The following is a 16,769-nucleotide window of genomic DNA, read 5'->3' as shown; positions in this document are numbered from 1 at the left end:
CTCTATCCCTTGTTTTAACGATTCAAAAAGTATAAAATCCGAATAATTCAATTATTTCAATGTTGCCTTATAGGCATCCAATTGCTTTTGATATTCTGCTATCACTTTATCAATGCCGGCCGCTTTCAATTTGTCTTGTGCAGCTTTAATGTTCTTGTCGAAATCCACCACACCGCGGTAAATCGGCGTGACATCGGATGTGAACACCGCTTGCACGTTGCCCATCTCCGCTTTGACCGGAGCTGGGTCGAAGAAGAAATCGGCCGCGAAGAAGTTTTTCGCTTCGGGATCAGCTATGAACAGCTGCTTGTTGGCGGTCAACAAGTTTTCATCAACGCGAATAAAACTCAGATTCCCGATCATCCAATCGTCTTGGATATACAGAGGCGTATTCGTTTTCGGATCAATAACCGTCTCCACGCCTTTATCCCCGACTTTCTTGTATGTTATCCCTTCAAGTCCATACATGAACAGATCATAATTGTCCTGGTTGTCGTACAGCCAATTCAGGAATTTGACTGCTTCAGCGGGATGCTTACTGTTCGCCGCGACGACGTTGACGTTCTTTGCGTTAACCATCCGATAACGGGGCTTTTCGGGATTCAGGCGAATCAATTCAATATCTTCGTCTTTGATATCCGGATACGTTTTTTGAACGTCCACCAGCTTATTCGGCGTGCCGAACATGAACACGTATTGACCCGATTTGATTTGCTGTTCGACTTGCTCCTGCTTAATGGTAAGCACATCGGAATGCTCCAACTTTTTCTTGTATGCTTGAGCGAACCATGCTGCATCCTGCTTGAACTCCTCCGTTTCCGCCCAGTTCTTAACGATTCCATCTTCCGCGATATACGCGATGTTATCCCTGACTGTGAACGGATATGAATCGTAGGTTCTTTGGAAGATGTCAGCCGGACCTGCAGTGCCTCCGCGGATCGGAATCGTCAGCTTCATGTTCAGCTTCATGTTGACTTGTTCCATGGCGTCCAGCATTTCCTGGCGGTTGTTAAAGGAGGATGCGGCACCTGCTTTATTAAGCAAATACTTATTGATCGTTATCGAACCATCAACTGCAGATTCATACCAGTAGGCTGGAATGCCAAAGATTTTACCTTCTTTCGTCACGCCGCTCCATACGGATTCAGGTATGACCTTCTTCAAATTCGGGCCGTATTGCTCGACCTCTGCGGTTATATCCTTCAAAGCGCCTCTGCCGGCGTAGTTGGCAAGGCCGACCCAGTCATTCATGACATGAAACATATCGAAATCTTCGTTCGTGGACAGCTTTAGGTTGATTTTTTGTTCCCATGCTCCCCAATCGATATACTCTTTCTCAATTTGGACATTCACGCCGTCTGCGAGAAGCTTCTTGTTCACGGCTTCTTTAACCGCAGACCACTCCTTCGGCTCCGTTCCCGGAATGACATATTTGATCGTTACGGCTTCCGCTTTAGGTTCGTCCGTCCCCGCGCTGCTTCCCGCAGTTTCTGTAGCTGACGAATCCGGCGTACTGGAAGTTTTGTTTGGTTCTTTTTTGCCATTGCAGCCCGCGATTAGCAACACAAGCAACATGCAAGATAATATAATCATAGATGCATTCTTCAAATTGACCCTCTCCTTAAAAAAAATTTATTTATACACCTCTAATGAGGAATATATCAGCCTTTCACGGAGCCGATAACCAGACCCTTGACAAAATACCGCTGAAGATAGGGATAGAGGAATACAATAGGTCCAATCGTCAGAATGACGGTCGCCATTTTGGCAGACTCAGCCGGCAGCGTGTACCCCGAATTCGCTCCCGTTGGAAGCATCTCCAGCATCTGAATATTGGAACGAAGCTGAAATAGAATATACTGCAGGGGGTACAAGCCTTTATTGTCTATCAGCATGATGGCGTTAAACCAATCGTTCCAATAATTGAGCGCGTAGAAAAGAGAAACGGTTGCCAACACGGGTACGCATAAGGGCATATAAATTTGAAATGCTATCCTCAAATCGTTGGCGCCGTCTATATATGCTGATTCGCGCAACGCTCCAGGCAGGCTCTCCATAAAATTTCTTATCAGAAACATATTAAAAGCGTTAAACATCAGCATAGGTACAATCAGCGCGAAAATATTGTCGGTGAGACCCAATTTGTAATTCATCAAGTACCAGGGAACTAATCCGATCTGAAATATGATCGTAATAAAGAAATACAATGCCAGGAAATTTCGGTATTTCACATTTGGGTTTGACATCGGGTAAGCCGCCATTGCCGTAACGATCAATGCCAAAACGGAACCAACCACTGTAACGATGATGGAAATCGCATAACCTTTAAAGATGAGCGCCGAATTGACAAACACCGTTCGATACCCGTCCAAAGAAAACTTTTCGGGAAACAGACTGTACCCGTTATTAATGATGCTATCCTCAGCCGTGATGGAAACGATAAGCGTCAATAGCATAGGAAGCAAGCAGGCGATGGAGAAAAGAGCGATTGCCGCGTAAATGGCGGCAGTACCGGGACGGAAGCGTTTTCTCGAACTCATTTAATACAGCGCCCCTTCCTTGAATAATCTGCGTGTGAGCCAGTTCGCACCGAATACGAGCAGCAATCCGACAGCCGATTGGAACAGGCCAACCGCAGCGGCGTTCGAAGGATCTCCGACCTGGCGCAAGGCACGGAATACATAGGTATCGATTACGTCGGTTGTCGGATACAGCACGCCGTTATCCCCGATAATGGCGTAGATCATGCCGAAATCGCCGTAAAATATTTTACCCAGATTGAGCAGGGTCAGAATAGCGATGGTAGGTGCGATCAGCGGCAGCGTAATTCTAGTCATCTTCTGCCGCCTCGAGGCTCCGTCGATATCGGCCGACTCATAAAGCGATTGGTCGATTCCCGAAATCGCCGCGAGATAAATAATGGAAGCCATGCCTGCATCCTTCCATACTTTCATGCTTACCAGAATCGTTGGCCATGCATCGGCTTTCGAATACCAGTTCACAGGATCCCCGCCGAACGCTTTAATCACTTGGTTAATGATTCCGTAATCCGTGGTGAACATGCTGTACATCATGTAGCTGACAATAATCCAGGAAAGAAAGCTTGGAAATATCATGGTCGTTTGTGCAAATTTGATAAAAAAGCGATTCCGAATTTCATTGAATAGCAAGGCCAATGCTACAGCTGAGAACGTGATGAAAACAAGAAACAGGACGTTCAGTTTGATCGTGTTTAATGTAACGGTTACCGCATCGTTGGAGTTGAAAAAAAATCTAAAGTTTTCTAATCCGATCCATTCGCTGTTCCACAGACCTTTCTGATAATTGAACCTTTGAAAGGCGATTAACAAATAAGGATAGGTAGCGTAAGAAAATAGAAAAACATAAAGGACGGCCGGCAGTACCAGAACATACGAATACCGATTCTTGGTGATTTCGCGTATGAAACCCATGTCAACCCTCCTTGCTCTGATTCGATGATTGAATCATACGGTTGCAGCCAGCGCATTGTAAATTTCGACTATCGGGGTTCCTTTCACAAATAGGGAATCCAGCTTTCAAAATGAAGCACCCGCTATTAAAAAAGCGATCAAGAAGCGGAAATCCGCTCGCTTGATCGCCAGTTTTTTCGTTTTCATCCTCTTGGAGCTTGTTCCCTGTATTGGGAAGGGGTGATGCCGTACGTTTTTTTGAACAGCGTCGTAAAATACGGAACGTTGTATACGCCCACCCGTTCGCCGACTTGCGCGACGGTATCGTTCGACGCAGCCAAAAAAATCTTCGCCTGCTCCATCCGGATATGCGTCACATAATCGTTGAACGTGGTGCCGGTCATATTCTTAAACAGCTTTCCGATGTAGCCGGAGGAAAACCCGACTTTATCCGCCGCCGCCTCCAACGAGAGACCGTGCTCGGCGTATTGTTCTCTTACGAATTGTTGAATCTCTTCTATGATTTTCGCATTCTTGATCATGGCCGTGTTCTTCTTGTTTTGTTCGAGAATATCCACAATTCTCGAACAAAGCCCCGCTATCTTCTGTTCGATGTCATCCAAAGTTTCGATATCGCGGAATTCATCCGCGGTCCGGTATAGCTGCTCGGAATCGACGCCCCGCCATTCCGTAATATATTCGAATTCCTTGGTAATCCCAAGAATCAAGAAGTTCGTATATTGCATCGCTCCCGAATACGTGCACTCCGACAGAAACTTTCGAAACTCCGTGATTTCCGTTCGTATCGTCGCGGGATGGCACAGCTTGATCGCGTCGATCAAACGCTTTTCGATAGATGCGGGATAATGGGGTTTGTATTCCGGTGTCCTCCGGTTAACCGCAGCTTGATCGATCAAGCAACCTCGGCCCAAGAACAGGCGGGAGGTCACGTTTTCCTGCGCGGATTTGTAGGAATCGCGAAGCTTGTTTACTGATTCGCACGGATCTCCGACGCTGACCGATAAGCTGATTTGATAATAGCTCCGAATCGTATCCTGTATTTCGCCAAGAATCAGGTACAGGGGGTCTTCCGTCGGTTCAATATCCGATTGGAGGATCAGGGCAATCTCGTCGTCCTCCATGTTCGCAACATCGTCTCTGTAGAAATTGCCCAAGAGCTCATGCGCTATGTTGCCGATGGCAAACCGGATAAGTCCCCGGTCAACCAAGTTGTACCGTTCTCTAAAGGCGCGGTAACCGTCGATCTTGAACAAAATAACCGTAAGGAAGGGCCCGTTCAGCAAGCCCTCCCACTCGCGTTTCATTTCGGCTGAAACCGCGATTTTATTGGCGTTTCCTTTCAACAAGTGAGTGATGTAGTTGTCTTTCAACACCCGTGAAGAACGATTTAAGGTTGATTCCATCGTCTTGGCCGTTTCGATCTTCTCGGTAAAGGCATCCGTCAGCAGCGCATATTCGTCGTATCGCAACACAGCCGTACTGCCCGCCCCGTCCGTGGCATTCACTTTATCTAATAGAGATTTGATCGGATTATAAATGTTTCCCGAAAGCAGCAGCGAAATGGCTGCTCCCGCGATAATCAGCAGGATAACGATCAGTATCGTCCAATTCCGAAGCTCGTAAATATTGGAGATGAGCTCCGCATACGGTCTGACTGAAATAAAATACCAATCCAGATTCGCCGATTTAACATAGGTGACAAGGTGCTTTTGACGATCGATTTTTTGCACAAAACTGCCTTGACTATTCGTATCGGCCAATATTTTTTTCACATAATTGTTATGGGAGAAGTCCTCCATGAAATATTCGGGACTGGAATGCGATAGAACCTTACCCGACGCGTCCATTACGAACGTAAGCGAGTCCCGGGAGGAGGCGCTAATATTACGCATCGTATTACGTATATACGTTTCGTCCAAATCGACCACGATAGCCGATTTAGGCACTTCCGTGAAGGAACGTTCCGGAATGATTTTAAACGTCCAAAGCCTGTAGGAAGATTTGCCTGTGACGGATTGGGCTTTCCTGGGGAAAAACCCGATATCGCCCGTCTCGTCTTTGATTGCCATTCCCGGGTTGGAAGCCAGCCCAGGCGAATCGATATAGGCGCCGGTCGTGAAGTTATAAATGCTTATGTTTTTAATAAACGGGTATACGCCTTGAATTCTGTTCAAAAACAAGTTAGCTGTATAATCAACCGTCTTGCTGTCTTCCTTGGCATACAAGAACGACATGATCTCGTTATCGCTCAGCATTTGACCCGTGACATCCTGTATTTGTCCGTATACGACGTTTGCTGCATAGCTGACTTGCGTCAGCATTTGCTTGGAGGAGCGGTCGATTTCTTGAACCGCCCTTGCGGAGAACATCGAATACAGAATTATAGAAAGCAGGGTAATGGTAACAACCAACAGCAGCAAATAGGACAGAACCAACCTTCGGTAAACCCGATATTGCCGGATCCGTCTGAGAAACATCATGATGCAGCACCCCTTCTCTATGCAGCTTCTATCTTCCGCTTAATCTATACGTGGCTTTTCCTTTACCCAAGTTATCATTCTGCGTCACAACTTAAATACCCTCCTCCCACAAACTCATGTTATCACTTTCTATGATAATTGATTTGATTCTACTTGTTTTTGTTATGCAAAATAAATAATCTACCCGATCATACGGAAATGCGGAAACCTGCTTTTCATTTTTCCGGAGCTCATGGACAAGAATGCAAGCAGCATCGAGAATACGGCATACTTTATAGCATATATTCATAGAAAGAGGGCGTTTGATAATGTGGAATAAAGAGGAAATACTTATTATTGCGTCGCCTAACATAGGAGGATTGTCGAAAATTGTGGACGGCACAGTTGAGGTATTTGATAGGATAGACACCACTGGCATCAGTGCCAACGATAACCTTTTCGTGCGGGCTCTCCAGCATGAGAGTCATGCGGTGTTTCACTTGCAGCATCGGGATGGAAGCCGAAAAAAACTGGTATACAATGACATTTGGGACATTCATGACGTTTTTTTGGTGAAAGACCATTTTTATGCCGTGTCGACCGGCAGCAATGAGGTTGTTCTAATTTCCATAAAAGAGGGCGACATTGTTCATAGGTGGGCGTCCCCCGGAGAAAACGATTCCTGGCATCTGAATTGTTTGGACCAATGGAACGGGCGGATGGTAGTGTCAGCTTTCGGTCATTTTAATACGCACCGCGAGTATATAGGTAATTCCCACCAAAAAGGGTTCATCAAGAATCTCGAATCATCCGACATTTTTTGGGGGCAGTTGACGCAGCCGCATTCACACAAACGCGTGGACTCCCGCACCTATGTATGTGATTCGGGAACCGGACGTCTCCTCGTGTTGGATGAAAAAAATGTAATTCATGCGGTCTCTCTTAACGGATATCCACGCGGACTTGCTGTTACAAGTGAATACATTGCGGTCGGTATCAGTACTCAACGCAATTTAGAGAATAATGTATACGGCTCTATCAAGCTGCTGGATAAAAACTCCTTTATACAGGAGAAGGAATTCTTTCTCCCTTTTCGGGAGATCTATAGCATTCAGATTGTGAACTCCCAATTGAGCGATCTCCTGAAGGTTGCTCGATTTTCCTAATCACGACCGAAGTAATTATAGCAGCATTAAAATGACCAGAAAGACAAGCAACACTCCGATAATTCCAAGTGATATAGATACAAACCAAATTAATAGAATCGGGGATCTAAAACGTCCCTCGTTTATTCCTCTTTGTTTTAAAAAGTAATCTTTTGTTGCCAATACTAACACGGAACTGCCCATTGCGACCGATGCAATACCGCCAGTCAAAGTAATCGTATGCCAGGTTCGCGTCAGCTCAGTTGACTGGAAGATCAACCCTGCTGTTAAGAAGCCAAGGCCAATAATGGCTATACTGGTTCGGACCCAAGCTAAGTACGTTCTTTCATTGGCAAGGTGCTGTTGAATATATTTAGAATCATCGTTAGCAGGCAATTAAATTCTCCTTTCTAATAAGGCCACGATATGTTGTGTATCCTGCCGGAAGCCGATTGCTCATAGGCAATATCGGCGCGCTCAGCTTGAAAAGTCGACAAAACGAGCCGGCTGCATTAGCGCCGGCTCGTCGATGACTGTTGATCCGCAAAACTTTAATATGTTTTCGAAAAACTTAACTTTTGTCACCTTCATTACGTCGTCTTTTCATAACGTTATTCACCAAGTTTTGCGTAGCATCCTGAGTTGACTCAGCTGCATTTTCAATAGCGTTTTGTACATAATTTGTTGCCGATTGCATTCCGTTTTTGAAGATTTCCGTTTTGTTCCGCACAACATTGTTCTGGTCTTCATTACTTTCTATAATCGTTGATCCCTCCCAAGTTTAGATATTCACATATTTTGTGACCGATCTTGGAGAAATATACATATAGAATTTTATCTCAATTCTATTTACTTATATTAGAAGTAAGTTCTACATGCTGCTCGCCCCATGCACACATTGAATCAAGTATGGGTCTGAGTGACCAGCCATATTCAGTCAGGGAGTACACAACCTTAGGCGGTACCTGTTCATAAATATCTCTTTTCAAAACTCCGTCTTGTTCAAGTTCGCGTAATTGTTGTGTCAGCATCTTCTGTGTAATGCCAGACATCAGCCTTTTTAATTCACTTGTTCGTTTATCACCTTTAATTAAATGGCACATGATGACAACCTTCCACTTTCCACCAATAACATCAAGCGTAGCCTCAACAGGAATATTATATGCCAATATTGCCCCTCCTTTTTGAGTTATAGGGTACTTTTTAGTACCTATATACCTTTAAAGTGCGTACTTATCATGAATATCTTTATGGCTATATAATAACACTCATGAACCGAAAGTAAAGATTCCTTCCGTTCAAATTTAATTTTTCTAGGAGGTTTAACATGAGTCAGTCTATTGCACAATCAGTATCTCAACAGAAAGTGACAAAAAAATCAGGAACATGGGCACTTCTTGCCCTTGCTATTAGCGCTTTCGGTATCGGAACAACAGAGTTTGTTCCAGTAGGTCTGCTTGCATCCATCGCGGGTGACTTAAATATCGGCATTACTCTCGCTGGCCTGCTAATTTCAGGTTATGCGATCGGTGTCGCAGTCGGAGCGCCTATCCTTACCGCGCTGACCAATCGAATAAGCCGCAAGTCCTTACTCATGTCGTTGATGGTTGTTTTCATAATCGGGAACGCTGTCGCTGCACTTTCACCGTCATTTGAACTATTGCTTATTGCGCGTTTCATCACAGCATTTTCACATGGTGTCTTTTTCTCTATCGGAGCAACCATTGCTGTTCAACTAGTATCTCCAGAAAAAAAGGGCAGTGCCATCGCCCTTATGTTCACCGGCCTTACCATCGCTATTGTTACGGGTGTTCCGTTGGGTACATTTATCGGTCAAGCATTCGGCTGGAGAGCTACTTTTTGGGGCGTTGCCCTGTTGGGTGTAATTGCGATCATTTCCAGCGCTGTGCTCATCCCTAAAAATCTTAAACAATCTCCTCCTGCGAAATTTTCGGATATGTTCCGACTGCTCACGAATGGCCGCTTGCTTCTAGGCTTTCTTATAACGGCATTCGGTTATGGCGGGACATTTGTTGCTTTCACTTATTTAACTCCACTCCTGCACGATGTAACCGGACTAAGCCATGGCGTTATAAACATCCTCTTGATCGCCTACGGTGTTGCTGTAGCATTTGGCAACTCCGTTGGAGGTAAGTTGGTCAATAAAAACCCTTTACGTGCACTATTTTGGATGTTTATTGTTCAAGCAGCCGTTCTAGTCCTATTGACGTTCCTTGTGCCATTTAAGGTAGCGGGCATTGTTGGTGTCATATTAATGGGCTTGCTTGGTTTCATGAATGTCCCTGGTCTTCAGTTGTATGTCGTTCAACTTGCTGAAAAGTACGTGCCATCGGCGGTTGACGTTGCTTCAGCAATTAATATTGCGGCGTTTAACATTGGTATTGCTGTTGGCTCAATAGTTGGGGGGATTGTTATCGACTCCATGGGCCTTGTGCATACACCATGGATCGGAGCATTAATGGTTCTTGTTGCAATCATACTCACAGCCATTTCTGCCAAGCTTGAACGGAAATAATGTATAGAGGAGAATGTTGAATTCGCATGTTTGAACATCATCAGACGTATCAACGAATGTACAAAGAAGGCGAATTAACGCTTGGTTTCCATATTCCATTAGAAAACTATCGAATGAATACACCGACTATGGCTCACCAAGTTGAACTCGCCCGCACTGCTGAAACTTACGGATTTACAACGCTATGGCTCAGAGACGTTATATTGGAAGATCCCCAATTCGGGGATCCGGCTGTCGGTCAAATGTTAGATATTCTTATTTTCGCTACACACTTGCTTAGTCAGACAAAGGAAATCGCAATTGGAACATCTGCGCTGGTACTTCCTCTTCGCCATCCGCTTAGGTTGGCGAAAGAAGTTGCTACCATCGAAGCGCTCTTTCCCGAAAGACTCATTATGGGTATCTCTTCCGGAGACAGGCGAGCTGACTTCAATGGACTTGGAATCGATCATCCGAGCCGCGGCACTCAGTTCCGTGAAGCGTTATCCTATCTCGAGAAGGTACTTTATGAGCATTATCCTGTGATCGACTCCCTTTATGGTCAGATCCAACAAGCGACACTCGTTCCGAAACTGAAGAAAAAAATTCCTACAATGGTAACCGGCTTTGCACAACAAGATCTCGATTGGATAGGACTGAATGGTGACGGCTGGATGTATTATCCACAAGCGCCGGTACGACAGTTAGAAGCCATAAAAGCATGGCGGGAGTCGGCAGCTCGTCAAAACCATTCTGCGTTTCGTCCTTTCTCCATGCCCATGCACCTCGATCTAGCAGAAGATCCTGATGAGGATGCTACGGCGATTCGTCTTGGTTTTCGAGTCGGACGAAATAAATTATTAGAATTACTTGAAACATACAGGAAGATCGGGGTTAATCATCTTTTCTTTGCTCTCTTTGACAGCCAGCGTCCAGCTGACGAGGTCATACATGAGCTTGGAGAGTACGTGTTGCCGCACTTCCCAGCGAATAAAAATTAGGGAGATAATTTCAATGATAAATAATTTACAGGATACAACAACTTTGCACAATGGTGTAAAAATGCCTCGGTTCGGTTTGGGCGTATATTTAGTGGAGGAAGGTCCTGAACTAGAGAATGCGGTTAAAACAGCTATCAAGCATGGATATCGCAGCATTGACACGGCTGCTATTTATGGAAATGAGGAAGGAGTCGGACGAGGGATTAGCGCAGGGCTGAAAGAAGCAGGTATTACCAGAGAAGAACTATTTGTAACCTCAAAATTATGGAATGCCGATTTAGGATATGAGTCTGCCCTAGCTGCCTATGAAACGAGCTTAAAAAAACTGAATTTGGATTACCTGGATTTATATCTTATTCATTGGCCAGTTAAAGGTAAATTTAAAGAAGCTTGGAGAGCATTAGAGAGTATTTACAAAGATGGACGAGTTAAAGCTATTGGAGTAAGCAATTTCCAAATTCATCATATTGACGAATTAGACTCAGTAATTAAGCCCATGGTGAACCAGGTGGAATACCATCCTATGTTGACCCAAAAGGAACTGCACCATTATTGCAAAGAACAAGGCATTCAATTGGAAGCTTGGGCTCCGTTAATGCAAGGTCAGTTACTGGATCATCCGGTAATAAAAGAAATTGCAGATCGATATAACAAATCAATTGCTCAGGTTATTATCCGCTGGGATTTGCAAAACGGCGTGGTGACAATTCCTAAATCAACAAAAGAATCAAGAATTGTTGAAAATGCAGCCGTTTTTAATTTTGAGCTGACGCAAGAAGACATGAATCTCATAGATAGCTTGAATGAGAATCGACGTGTTGGTCCAGATCCGGATAATTTTGACTTTTAACAAATAAGGATCGCTCATTAATCTTTAAACACAAATCTAGGAGGGTTTAGATGATTCATGAGAGAGAATCGGCCAACTTCTATCATTCAAAGGCTTATTCGACCAGAAGAAATTGCAAATCTTGTCACCTTCTTAAGTAGTCCTCTCTCCTCTACCATTAATGGTTCTGCTTTGCGAATAGATGGAGGATTAGTACGCAGCGCGTTTTAATCATAGTATCATCCGTTCTAAGTTTTGTAAGGTACGAAGCTATCCTTTTTTATAAAACCTCCCGCACTGCCGTTTTTTACAATCGGCAGTACGGGAGTTTTGGTTAAATTTGCGATTTAACGATAAGCCCTCTCATATTGCTTTGGAACATGGGTATGTTCGCTTTTCATTGCAATGGCAGCATTAGTAGCCCAATAAGGATCCCGAAGCATGCCACGGGCGATTGCCACCAAATCTGCGTCTTCATTGCCGATAACTGACTCAGCAAGTGTCGGCTCTTCCAGCATACCTACAGCGATAACAGGTACGCGAAGAGATTCTCGGATTTCCCTTGCGAACGGCACTTGATAGCCTGGATAGTTGCCAGGCTTTCTTTCCCCTGCCAGTCCTTCCCCGCCAGAACTAACATGAAATGCATCTACACCTGCTGATTGGTAAGCTTTGCACAGCTTAATGGCGTGTTCAATATCATAACCGCCATCAGAATACTCGACTGCGGAGATCCGGAAGACTAACGGCATATTTGCAGGCATTTCTTTTTTGACGGCTTTAATCACTTCCTCACCAAATTTAGCTAAATCTTGTCCGTACGCGTCTTGGCGTTGATTTGTAAGGGACGACTGAAACTGGTGAATTAAATAACCATGGGCTCCATGAAGTTCAATCATATCTACACCTGCCTGCACGGCACGGCGAGTTGCATCGCCAAAGAGTTGTATTATATCTATTACCTCATTCGTTAAAAGGGCTCGAGGCGTTTTATATTTGGATCCTGGAAACTTTATTGCAGATGGAGCCACCGGCTCTACTGCATCTTCAGCTTTTCGACCCGCATGAGCGATTTGGATGCCGATTTTTGCACCGTTAGCATGCACTCCTTCGATGATTCTAGAAAATGCCGGAATGTGCTCATCAGACCATAACCCTAAATCAAAATCCGTTATTCGACCATCCGGGTCTACGTCAGTCATTTCCATGATGATTAGGCCTGTCCCGCCTATCGCGCGGCTAAGGTAGTGAACATAATGCCAATCGTTTGGCTTACCATCTTTAGCGGTCACGGAATATTGACACATGGGTGCCATTTTAATTTATTTGGGTTAAAAAATGTAAAGAACTTCCCTTGTTTGAAACAGAAACAAAGGGAAGTGAACTTCTGTATTTATATTAAAACTAGTTCCGTATTTTTCTACAAAATACTTTGAATAATCCCGCCCTCTACTTTTTGAGCTGCACCGTTGATGGCTGATGCCTTATCGGATGCAATGAAAACAATGGTATCAGCTACTTCCTCAACGGTAGCGAAACGTTGAATGAGAGAAGTCGGTTGGTCATTTTTAAAGTATTCTTTAATAAATGTATCTACGTCTTTCCCGTTCTCTTTAGCAAGGTCTGTAATGAATGTACTGAACCCTTCAGTCCATGTAGGTCCTGGAAGAACTGAATTGACTGTTACATTTGTTCCTTTTGCCACTTCTGCTAAACCTCTTGATAATGTAATAAGAGCCGTTTTAGATACACCATAAGGAACGAGTTCCGGATAGGGTTTTATTCCGGCTTCACTCGCAAGGTTAATGATTCGTCCTGCATTGCGTTCCATCATTTTGGGTAGGAATGCTCTAGATAACCGAACGGCGCTCATTACATTGATTTGATAATACTCGAGCCATTCCTCATCCGTAACATCAGCAAAAGGCTTTACGGTAAAAACACCGGTATTATTAATCAATACATCCAAATCTCCGATTTCGTTCACTTTGTTAATTAAAGAATCACAATCTGCTTTAACAGCAACGTCTGCATTTATTCCATAAACGGTTCCTAATACAGAAAGTTCTTTAACCGTTGCTTTTACATTTTCTTCAGAGCGGCCGTTAATAATAACTTTAGCTCCTTCATTCAAAAAACTAATGGCTGTCGCTTTACCAATCCCAGAGGTAGACCCTGTAATAAGAACTAATTTATTTTTTAAGTTAAATTCCATTTCAAACATCTCACTTTCAGTTATTTCAGTTTGGAAATCACTTCTCTAGTTACGCTAATTGTTGATTGAGGATTTTGACCTGTTATTAAATTACCGTCGACTTCATAATGGTCACTCCAATCTGCTGCGGCAACAAAGTTCGGACGGGCTTCACGAAGCTTGGACTCCAATAAGAAAGGCATATATTGATCCATTCCTGCAGCCTTTTCTTCCGAATCCGTAAAGGCTGTAATTCGTTTGTCTTTTATTAAATATTGACCATCAGACAACTTAACATTGACTAAACCTGCAGGTCCATGGCATACCGCAGCTACGATTTTACCGGACTCAAAAAATTCTTTAAGTAATAATTGAAGCTTATCATTATCTGGCAAGTCATACATCGTACCGTGGCCGCCCGGCAAGAAAATAACGTCAAAATCTGCACCCTTTACCTCATCAAGCTTGACCGTATTTGCAAGAAATTTCTCAGTATCCAATATTTCTTGATGCAAATCAGCACTCAAGCTGTTTTTATCAATAGGGGTTTTACCGCCCAATGGACTTGCTACTGTGATATCGAAACCTTGTTTTGAAAACTCGATATATGCCTCAGCAAACTCCGAAAGCCACAGTCCTGTAGCCTTTTCACTGTTTATTCGATTAGCTGAGGTGACGACGATTAATATATTTCTTTTCATTTTTGATTCCTCTCCTCTGTTTGTGATTTGTTGTTGCAGTCATATTGTATCTTTAGATATCCTATAATTCAAATTAGATAATAGTGATCTTCATATAAAATAATTTATACATATAGATAGATCAAAATGCCTGCCGGAATAACCAGAATCCGGTAATTCACATTGAATTATTTTCTTTAAGAGCTTCTATTATCATGTTTAATTTGGGCACGTTTCGGTTTTTAATTTTATAAGCGAGATATAAATCATTAGTGACTTTATAAGATTTGCAAATTATTTTTATTTTGTTTGTATGTAAAGAGTTTGCCAGCATGTAAGTAGGCAATAAACTAATTCCAGCCCCGCATTCGATAGCAGACAAAATAATATGCAAATCGGGTAATACATGCTCGGGGTTTATCTGAGGACGTTTATGAAAGGTCTCCCTCCAAAATCTTCTGATAATAGGTAAATCAAGACCATAACTAAGCCATTTTTGTGAACATAACCAAGTTTCCAGTTGATTTGCATTATTGAAAATAGGTTCATCTAAATTATAAGGTGCTGCTACAACAAACTCTTCCTCTAAAAAATGAATATATTCTACACCAGTCGCTGTATACTTTTGCGATGTCACGATTATGTCGACCTTATCTTCAGTCAATAATTCTAAAATATACGAAGCAAACCCGTAATGGGCGTTCAGACGCACGTTAAGCTTTGTAAGGTATGGAGCTATCCTTTCTCTAAAAAACTCTGGTGCACTGCCGATTTTTACAATTGGCAGTGCGGGAGTTGAGACTGTTCTGAAACTTAAAGTTGTCTCTTCAAGTGACTCAATCAGAGGGACCAATTGCGAATATAGTTCTTTTCCTCGCTCAGTCGGAATCATCTTCCTCGCTGTTCTAATAAACAAAGGTTCCCCAACCTCTGCTTCTAATGCAGCTAAATGTTGACTCATTGCAGGCTGCGTCATAATCCGCGTTTTGGCTGCTTCCGATACAGAGCTGTATTTATAAATACTGATAAAACTTCGATACCATTCAAAATTCGCCATAGGCCCTCTTGTATTGCTGTGGAATATTGGTTTGTTCGATATAAGGAGATAAGAGTTGATTCCTCAAACAAAACACCTCTTTCATTGTTATAAATAAAATAATAACAGGACAACAGTTGAATGTCGTCCTGTTATTATGCGATTTTAAGTGGAATTCATGTTATTTCAATTATTCATTGAATACGCTTATCGTTTCATGTCAAAAATATTCAGTAAGTATCTTTATTGGGGAGGATTCCTAATGAAAAAAGTTATTCTCTTTAACCTATTACTGGCGACATGCTTTTTAATCCCGCTAAGCCAAAGTGTTGTAGCTAACGAATCACCTCCTAAAATTCAAGCAACACTTCAACAGTTAAAGAAAAACAGCGGCGGCACTCTGGAAATCAATTGGAACAACGTAACAAACACTCCATTCAAGCTTACTGGAAAATTAACACTTCCATCGAAACATTCACCAGAATGGATTGCTTACGAATTCCTGTATAAATGGAGAACATTATACGGGCTCCAAAACCCGAAACGTGATATGAAAGTAATAGAAGTTGAACGCCGCCATGACATCATTAACGTTCGTCTTCAGCATTTGCTGTTCCGGACACCGGTTTGGGAGGATTGGTTAGTTATTGAGATTAGAAATGATGGTGTAATTCAACAAATAGAGGGAACCATTCATCCCTATCTGGAAAAGCAGTTGTTTAATCGGCCTATGCATCCAGCAATTTCGAAGAAGCAGGCTATAGGGATTGCTAGAGCTAATGTTCAAGGGGAACTCGCGAACGCTCCGGAAGTGGAGACCTACTACTTATCCGCACGTTCAGGGACACCGCTTATCTATGCTGTAACGCTTCAGCACTTCAGACCGGATAGAAGAACAACTATTTTGATTCACTCCGTCACCGGACGGATAATTGAACATAATAACTAATCACGAAAAAAAGCCTTGCAATAGGCTTTTTTCGCTGTTTCTATATTAAATACCTAAAGTAAACGTAAAAAGTCGCTAATACAACGGATAACAGCATAAGCGGGAAACCGTATTTAAAGAACTGTATAAATTTTATCGGATGCCCTTCCTTGCCCGACATTCCCGCGACGATAAGGTTGGCGCTTGCACCAATTAAAGAACCGTTACCGCCTAAACATGCACCTAACGCAAGGCTCCACCAGAGCGGTTCCAAATTACTGACACCCATATTGCCCATTTCTTGAATCATGGGGATCATGGTCGCGACAAAAGGGATATTGTCCAAAAACGCTGATGCAATAGCGCTGAGCCATAAAATAAGCAAGGAGGTTGCTACGGGGTCGCCGTTAGTCAGTTCAATCGCTTGTGCCGCTAATTTGGCGATTACACCCGTTTCAATAAGTCCTGATACCAGAACGAACAAACCCACGAAGAAGAATATCGTCGTCCATTCGACTTTAGTAAATGCC

16 protein-coding genes and 1 pseudogene are annotated in these 16,769 nt (G+C 43.2%); 6 read left to right on the top strand and 11 right to left on the bottom strand.

The annotated features are described in order from the left end of the window. Window positions 1-51 precede the first annotated feature (51 nt). The 4 genes from ACESLK_RS07475 to ACESLK_RS07460 form a co-directional block, all read right to left on the bottom strand. Entirely contained in the window at window positions 52-1,608 is a 1,557-nt protein-coding gene (locus ACESLK_RS07475) for an extracellular solute-binding protein (protein WP_373228570.1), read from the bottom strand. Between the two features lie 53 nt (window positions 1,609-1,661). Beyond that, entirely contained in the window at window positions 1,662-2,540 is an 879-nt protein-coding gene (locus tag ACESLK_RS07470; RefSeq protein WP_373228568.1) for a carbohydrate ABC transporter permease, read from the bottom strand. Continuing rightward, on the bottom strand, window positions 2,541-3,452 hold the full coding sequence (locus ACESLK_RS07465) for an ABC transporter permease (protein WP_373228567.1): 912 nt from the start codon (window positions 3,450-3,452) through the stop codon (window positions 2,541-2,543). It lies immediately after the preceding gene. Between the two features lie 182 nt (window positions 3,453-3,634). Beyond that, window positions 3,635-5,932, bottom strand: a complete 2,298-nt coding sequence (locus ACESLK_RS07460) for a helix-turn-helix domain-containing protein (RefSeq protein ID WP_373228565.1) — start codon at window positions 5,930-5,932, stop codon at window positions 3,635-3,637. A gap of 308 nt (window positions 5,933-6,240) precedes the next feature. Here ACESLK_RS07460 and ACESLK_RS07455 point away from each other — a divergent pair, with 308 nt between their 5' ends. Beyond that, window positions 6,241-7,077, top strand: a complete 837-nt coding sequence (locus tag ACESLK_RS07455; RefSeq protein ID WP_373228564.1) for a DUF4915 domain-containing protein — start codon at window positions 6,241-6,243, stop codon at window positions 7,075-7,077. Window positions 7,078-7,092: 15 nt separating this feature from the next. On the opposite strand, the gene ACESLK_RS07450 is transcribed toward ACESLK_RS07455, so the two are convergent. Both ACESLK_RS07450 and ACESLK_RS07445 read right to left on the bottom strand, forming a co-directional pair. Then, the gene (locus ACESLK_RS07450) at window positions 7,093-7,452 is read right to left on the bottom strand and encodes a YidH family protein (RefSeq protein WP_373228563.1); all 360 of its coding nucleotides are present in this window, start codon (window positions 7,450-7,452) and stop codon (window positions 7,093-7,095) included. 449 nt (window positions 7,453-7,901) lie between these two features. Then, window positions 7,902-8,228 carry a winged helix-turn-helix transcriptional regulator gene (locus tag ACESLK_RS07445; RefSeq protein WP_373228753.1) on the bottom strand — a complete coding sequence of 109 codons (327 nt, stop codon included), beginning with the start codon at window positions 8,226-8,228 and terminating at the stop codon, window positions 7,902-7,904. A gap of 155 nt (window positions 8,229-8,383) precedes the next feature. Here ACESLK_RS07445 and ACESLK_RS07440 point away from each other — a divergent pair, with 155 nt between their 5' ends. The 4 genes and pseudogenes from ACESLK_RS07440 to ACESLK_RS07425 form a co-directional block, all read left to right on the top strand. After that, the gene (locus tag ACESLK_RS07440) at window positions 8,384-9,592 is read left to right on the top strand and encodes an MFS transporter (RefSeq protein ID WP_373228561.1); all 1,209 of its coding nucleotides are present in this window, start codon (window positions 8,384-8,386) and stop codon (window positions 9,590-9,592) included. A 20-nt stretch (window positions 9,593-9,612) separates the two neighbouring features. After that, window positions 9,613-10,572, top strand: coding sequence for a TIGR03571 family LLM class oxidoreductase (locus tag ACESLK_RS07435; RefSeq protein ID WP_373228751.1), 960 nt, complete (start codon window positions 9,613-9,615; stop codon window positions 10,570-10,572). 13 nt (window positions 10,573-10,585) lie between these two features. Continuing rightward, entirely contained in the window at window positions 10,586-11,422 is an 837-nt protein-coding gene (locus ACESLK_RS07430) for an aldo/keto reductase (protein ID WP_373228560.1), read from the top strand. A gap of 54 nt (window positions 11,423-11,476) precedes the next feature. Continuing rightward, window positions 11,477-11,632 (top strand): annotated as a pseudogene (locus ACESLK_RS07425) (SDR family oxidoreductase); the annotation flags it as partial. A 116-nt stretch (window positions 11,633-11,748) separates the two neighbouring features. On the opposite strand, the gene ACESLK_RS07420 reads toward ACESLK_RS07425, so the two are convergent. From ACESLK_RS07420 to ACESLK_RS07405, 4 genes are all read right to left on the bottom strand, one after another. Next, window positions 11,749-12,717: an NADH:flavin oxidoreductase/NADH oxidase gene (locus tag ACESLK_RS07420; RefSeq protein ID WP_373228558.1), complete on the bottom strand. Its 969-nt coding sequence runs from the start codon at window positions 12,715-12,717 to the stop codon at window positions 11,749-11,751. Between the two features lie 104 nt (window positions 12,718-12,821). Beyond that, window positions 12,822-13,616 (bottom strand): SDR family NAD(P)-dependent oxidoreductase, encoded by a 795-nt coding sequence (locus tag ACESLK_RS07415; protein WP_373228749.1) that lies wholly within the window; start codon window positions 13,614-13,616, stop codon window positions 12,822-12,824. A 20-nt stretch (window positions 13,617-13,636) separates the two neighbouring features. Further along, window positions 13,637-14,296, bottom strand: coding sequence for a type 1 glutamine amidotransferase domain-containing protein (locus ACESLK_RS07410; RefSeq protein ID WP_373228557.1), 660 nt, complete (start codon window positions 14,294-14,296; stop codon window positions 13,637-13,639). 157 nt (window positions 14,297-14,453) lie between these two features. Continuing rightward, window positions 14,454-15,332: a LysR family transcriptional regulator gene (locus ACESLK_RS07405; protein WP_373228555.1), complete on the bottom strand. Its 879-nt coding sequence runs from the start codon at window positions 15,330-15,332 to the stop codon at window positions 14,454-14,456. 241 nt (window positions 15,333-15,573) lie between these two features. Here ACESLK_RS07405 and ACESLK_RS07400 point away from each other — a divergent pair, with 241 nt between their 5' ends. Further along, window positions 15,574-16,260, top strand: coding sequence for a hypothetical protein (locus tag ACESLK_RS07400; RefSeq protein WP_373228554.1), 687 nt, complete (start codon window positions 15,574-15,576; stop codon window positions 16,258-16,260). Between the two features lie 40 nt (window positions 16,261-16,300). On the opposite strand, the gene ACESLK_RS07395 is transcribed toward ACESLK_RS07400, so the two are convergent. After that, a partial coding sequence (locus ACESLK_RS07395; RefSeq protein WP_373228553.1) for a sodium:proton antiporter occupies window positions 16,301-16,769 on the bottom strand: 469 nt, incomplete at its 5' end.

Origin of the sequence: Cohnella sp. (assembly GCF_041640265.1) — a bacterium.
GTDB lineage: Bacteria > Bacillota > Bacilli > Paenibacillales > Paenibacillaceae > Cohnella.
The sequence above is the reverse complement of the archived record's forward strand: the minus strand, read 5'-3'. Positions and strand labels throughout refer to the sequence as shown.

Excerpts from the sequence above, each read along its gene's own strand:
- ACESLK_RS07400 (WP_373228554.1), top strand. The coding sequence starts at position 15,574 with ATGAAAAAAGTTATTCTCTTTAACCTATTACTGGCGACATGCTTTTTA.
- ACESLK_RS07455 (WP_373228564.1), top strand. The coding sequence starts at position 6,241 with ATGTGGAATAAAGAGGAAATACTTATTATTGCGTCGCCTAACATAGGA.
- ACESLK_RS07460 (WP_373228565.1), bottom strand. The coding sequence starts at position 5,932 with ATGATGTTTCTCAGACGGATCCGGCAATATCGGGTTTACCGAAGGTTG.
- ACESLK_RS07420 (WP_373228558.1), bottom strand. The coding sequence starts at position 12,717 with ATGGCACCCATGTGTCAATATTCCGTGACCGCTAAAGATGGTAAGCCA.
- ACESLK_RS07470 (WP_373228568.1), bottom strand. The coding sequence starts at position 2,540 with ATGAGTTCGAGAAAACGCTTCCGTCCCGGTACTGCCGCCATTTACGCG.
- ACESLK_RS07410 (WP_373228557.1), bottom strand. The coding sequence starts at position 14,296 with ATGAAAAGAAATATATTAATCGTCGTCACCTCAGCTAATCGAATAAAC.
- ACESLK_RS07465 (WP_373228567.1), bottom strand. The coding sequence starts at position 3,452 with ATGGGTTTCATACGCGAAATCACCAAGAATCGGTATTCGTATGTTCTG.
- ACESLK_RS07415 (WP_373228749.1), bottom strand. The coding sequence starts at position 13,616 with ATGGAATTTAACTTAAAAAATAAATTAGTTCTTATTACAGGGTCTACC.
- ACESLK_RS07440 (WP_373228561.1), top strand. The coding sequence starts at position 8,384 with ATGAGTCAGTCTATTGCACAATCAGTATCTCAACAGAAAGTGACAAAA.
- ACESLK_RS07405 (WP_373228555.1), bottom strand. The coding sequence starts at position 15,332 with ATGGCGAATTTTGAATGGTATCGAAGTTTTATCAGTATTTATAAATAC.
- ACESLK_RS07430 (WP_373228560.1), top strand. The coding sequence starts at position 10,586 with ATGATAAATAATTTACAGGATACAACAACTTTGCACAATGGTGTAAAA.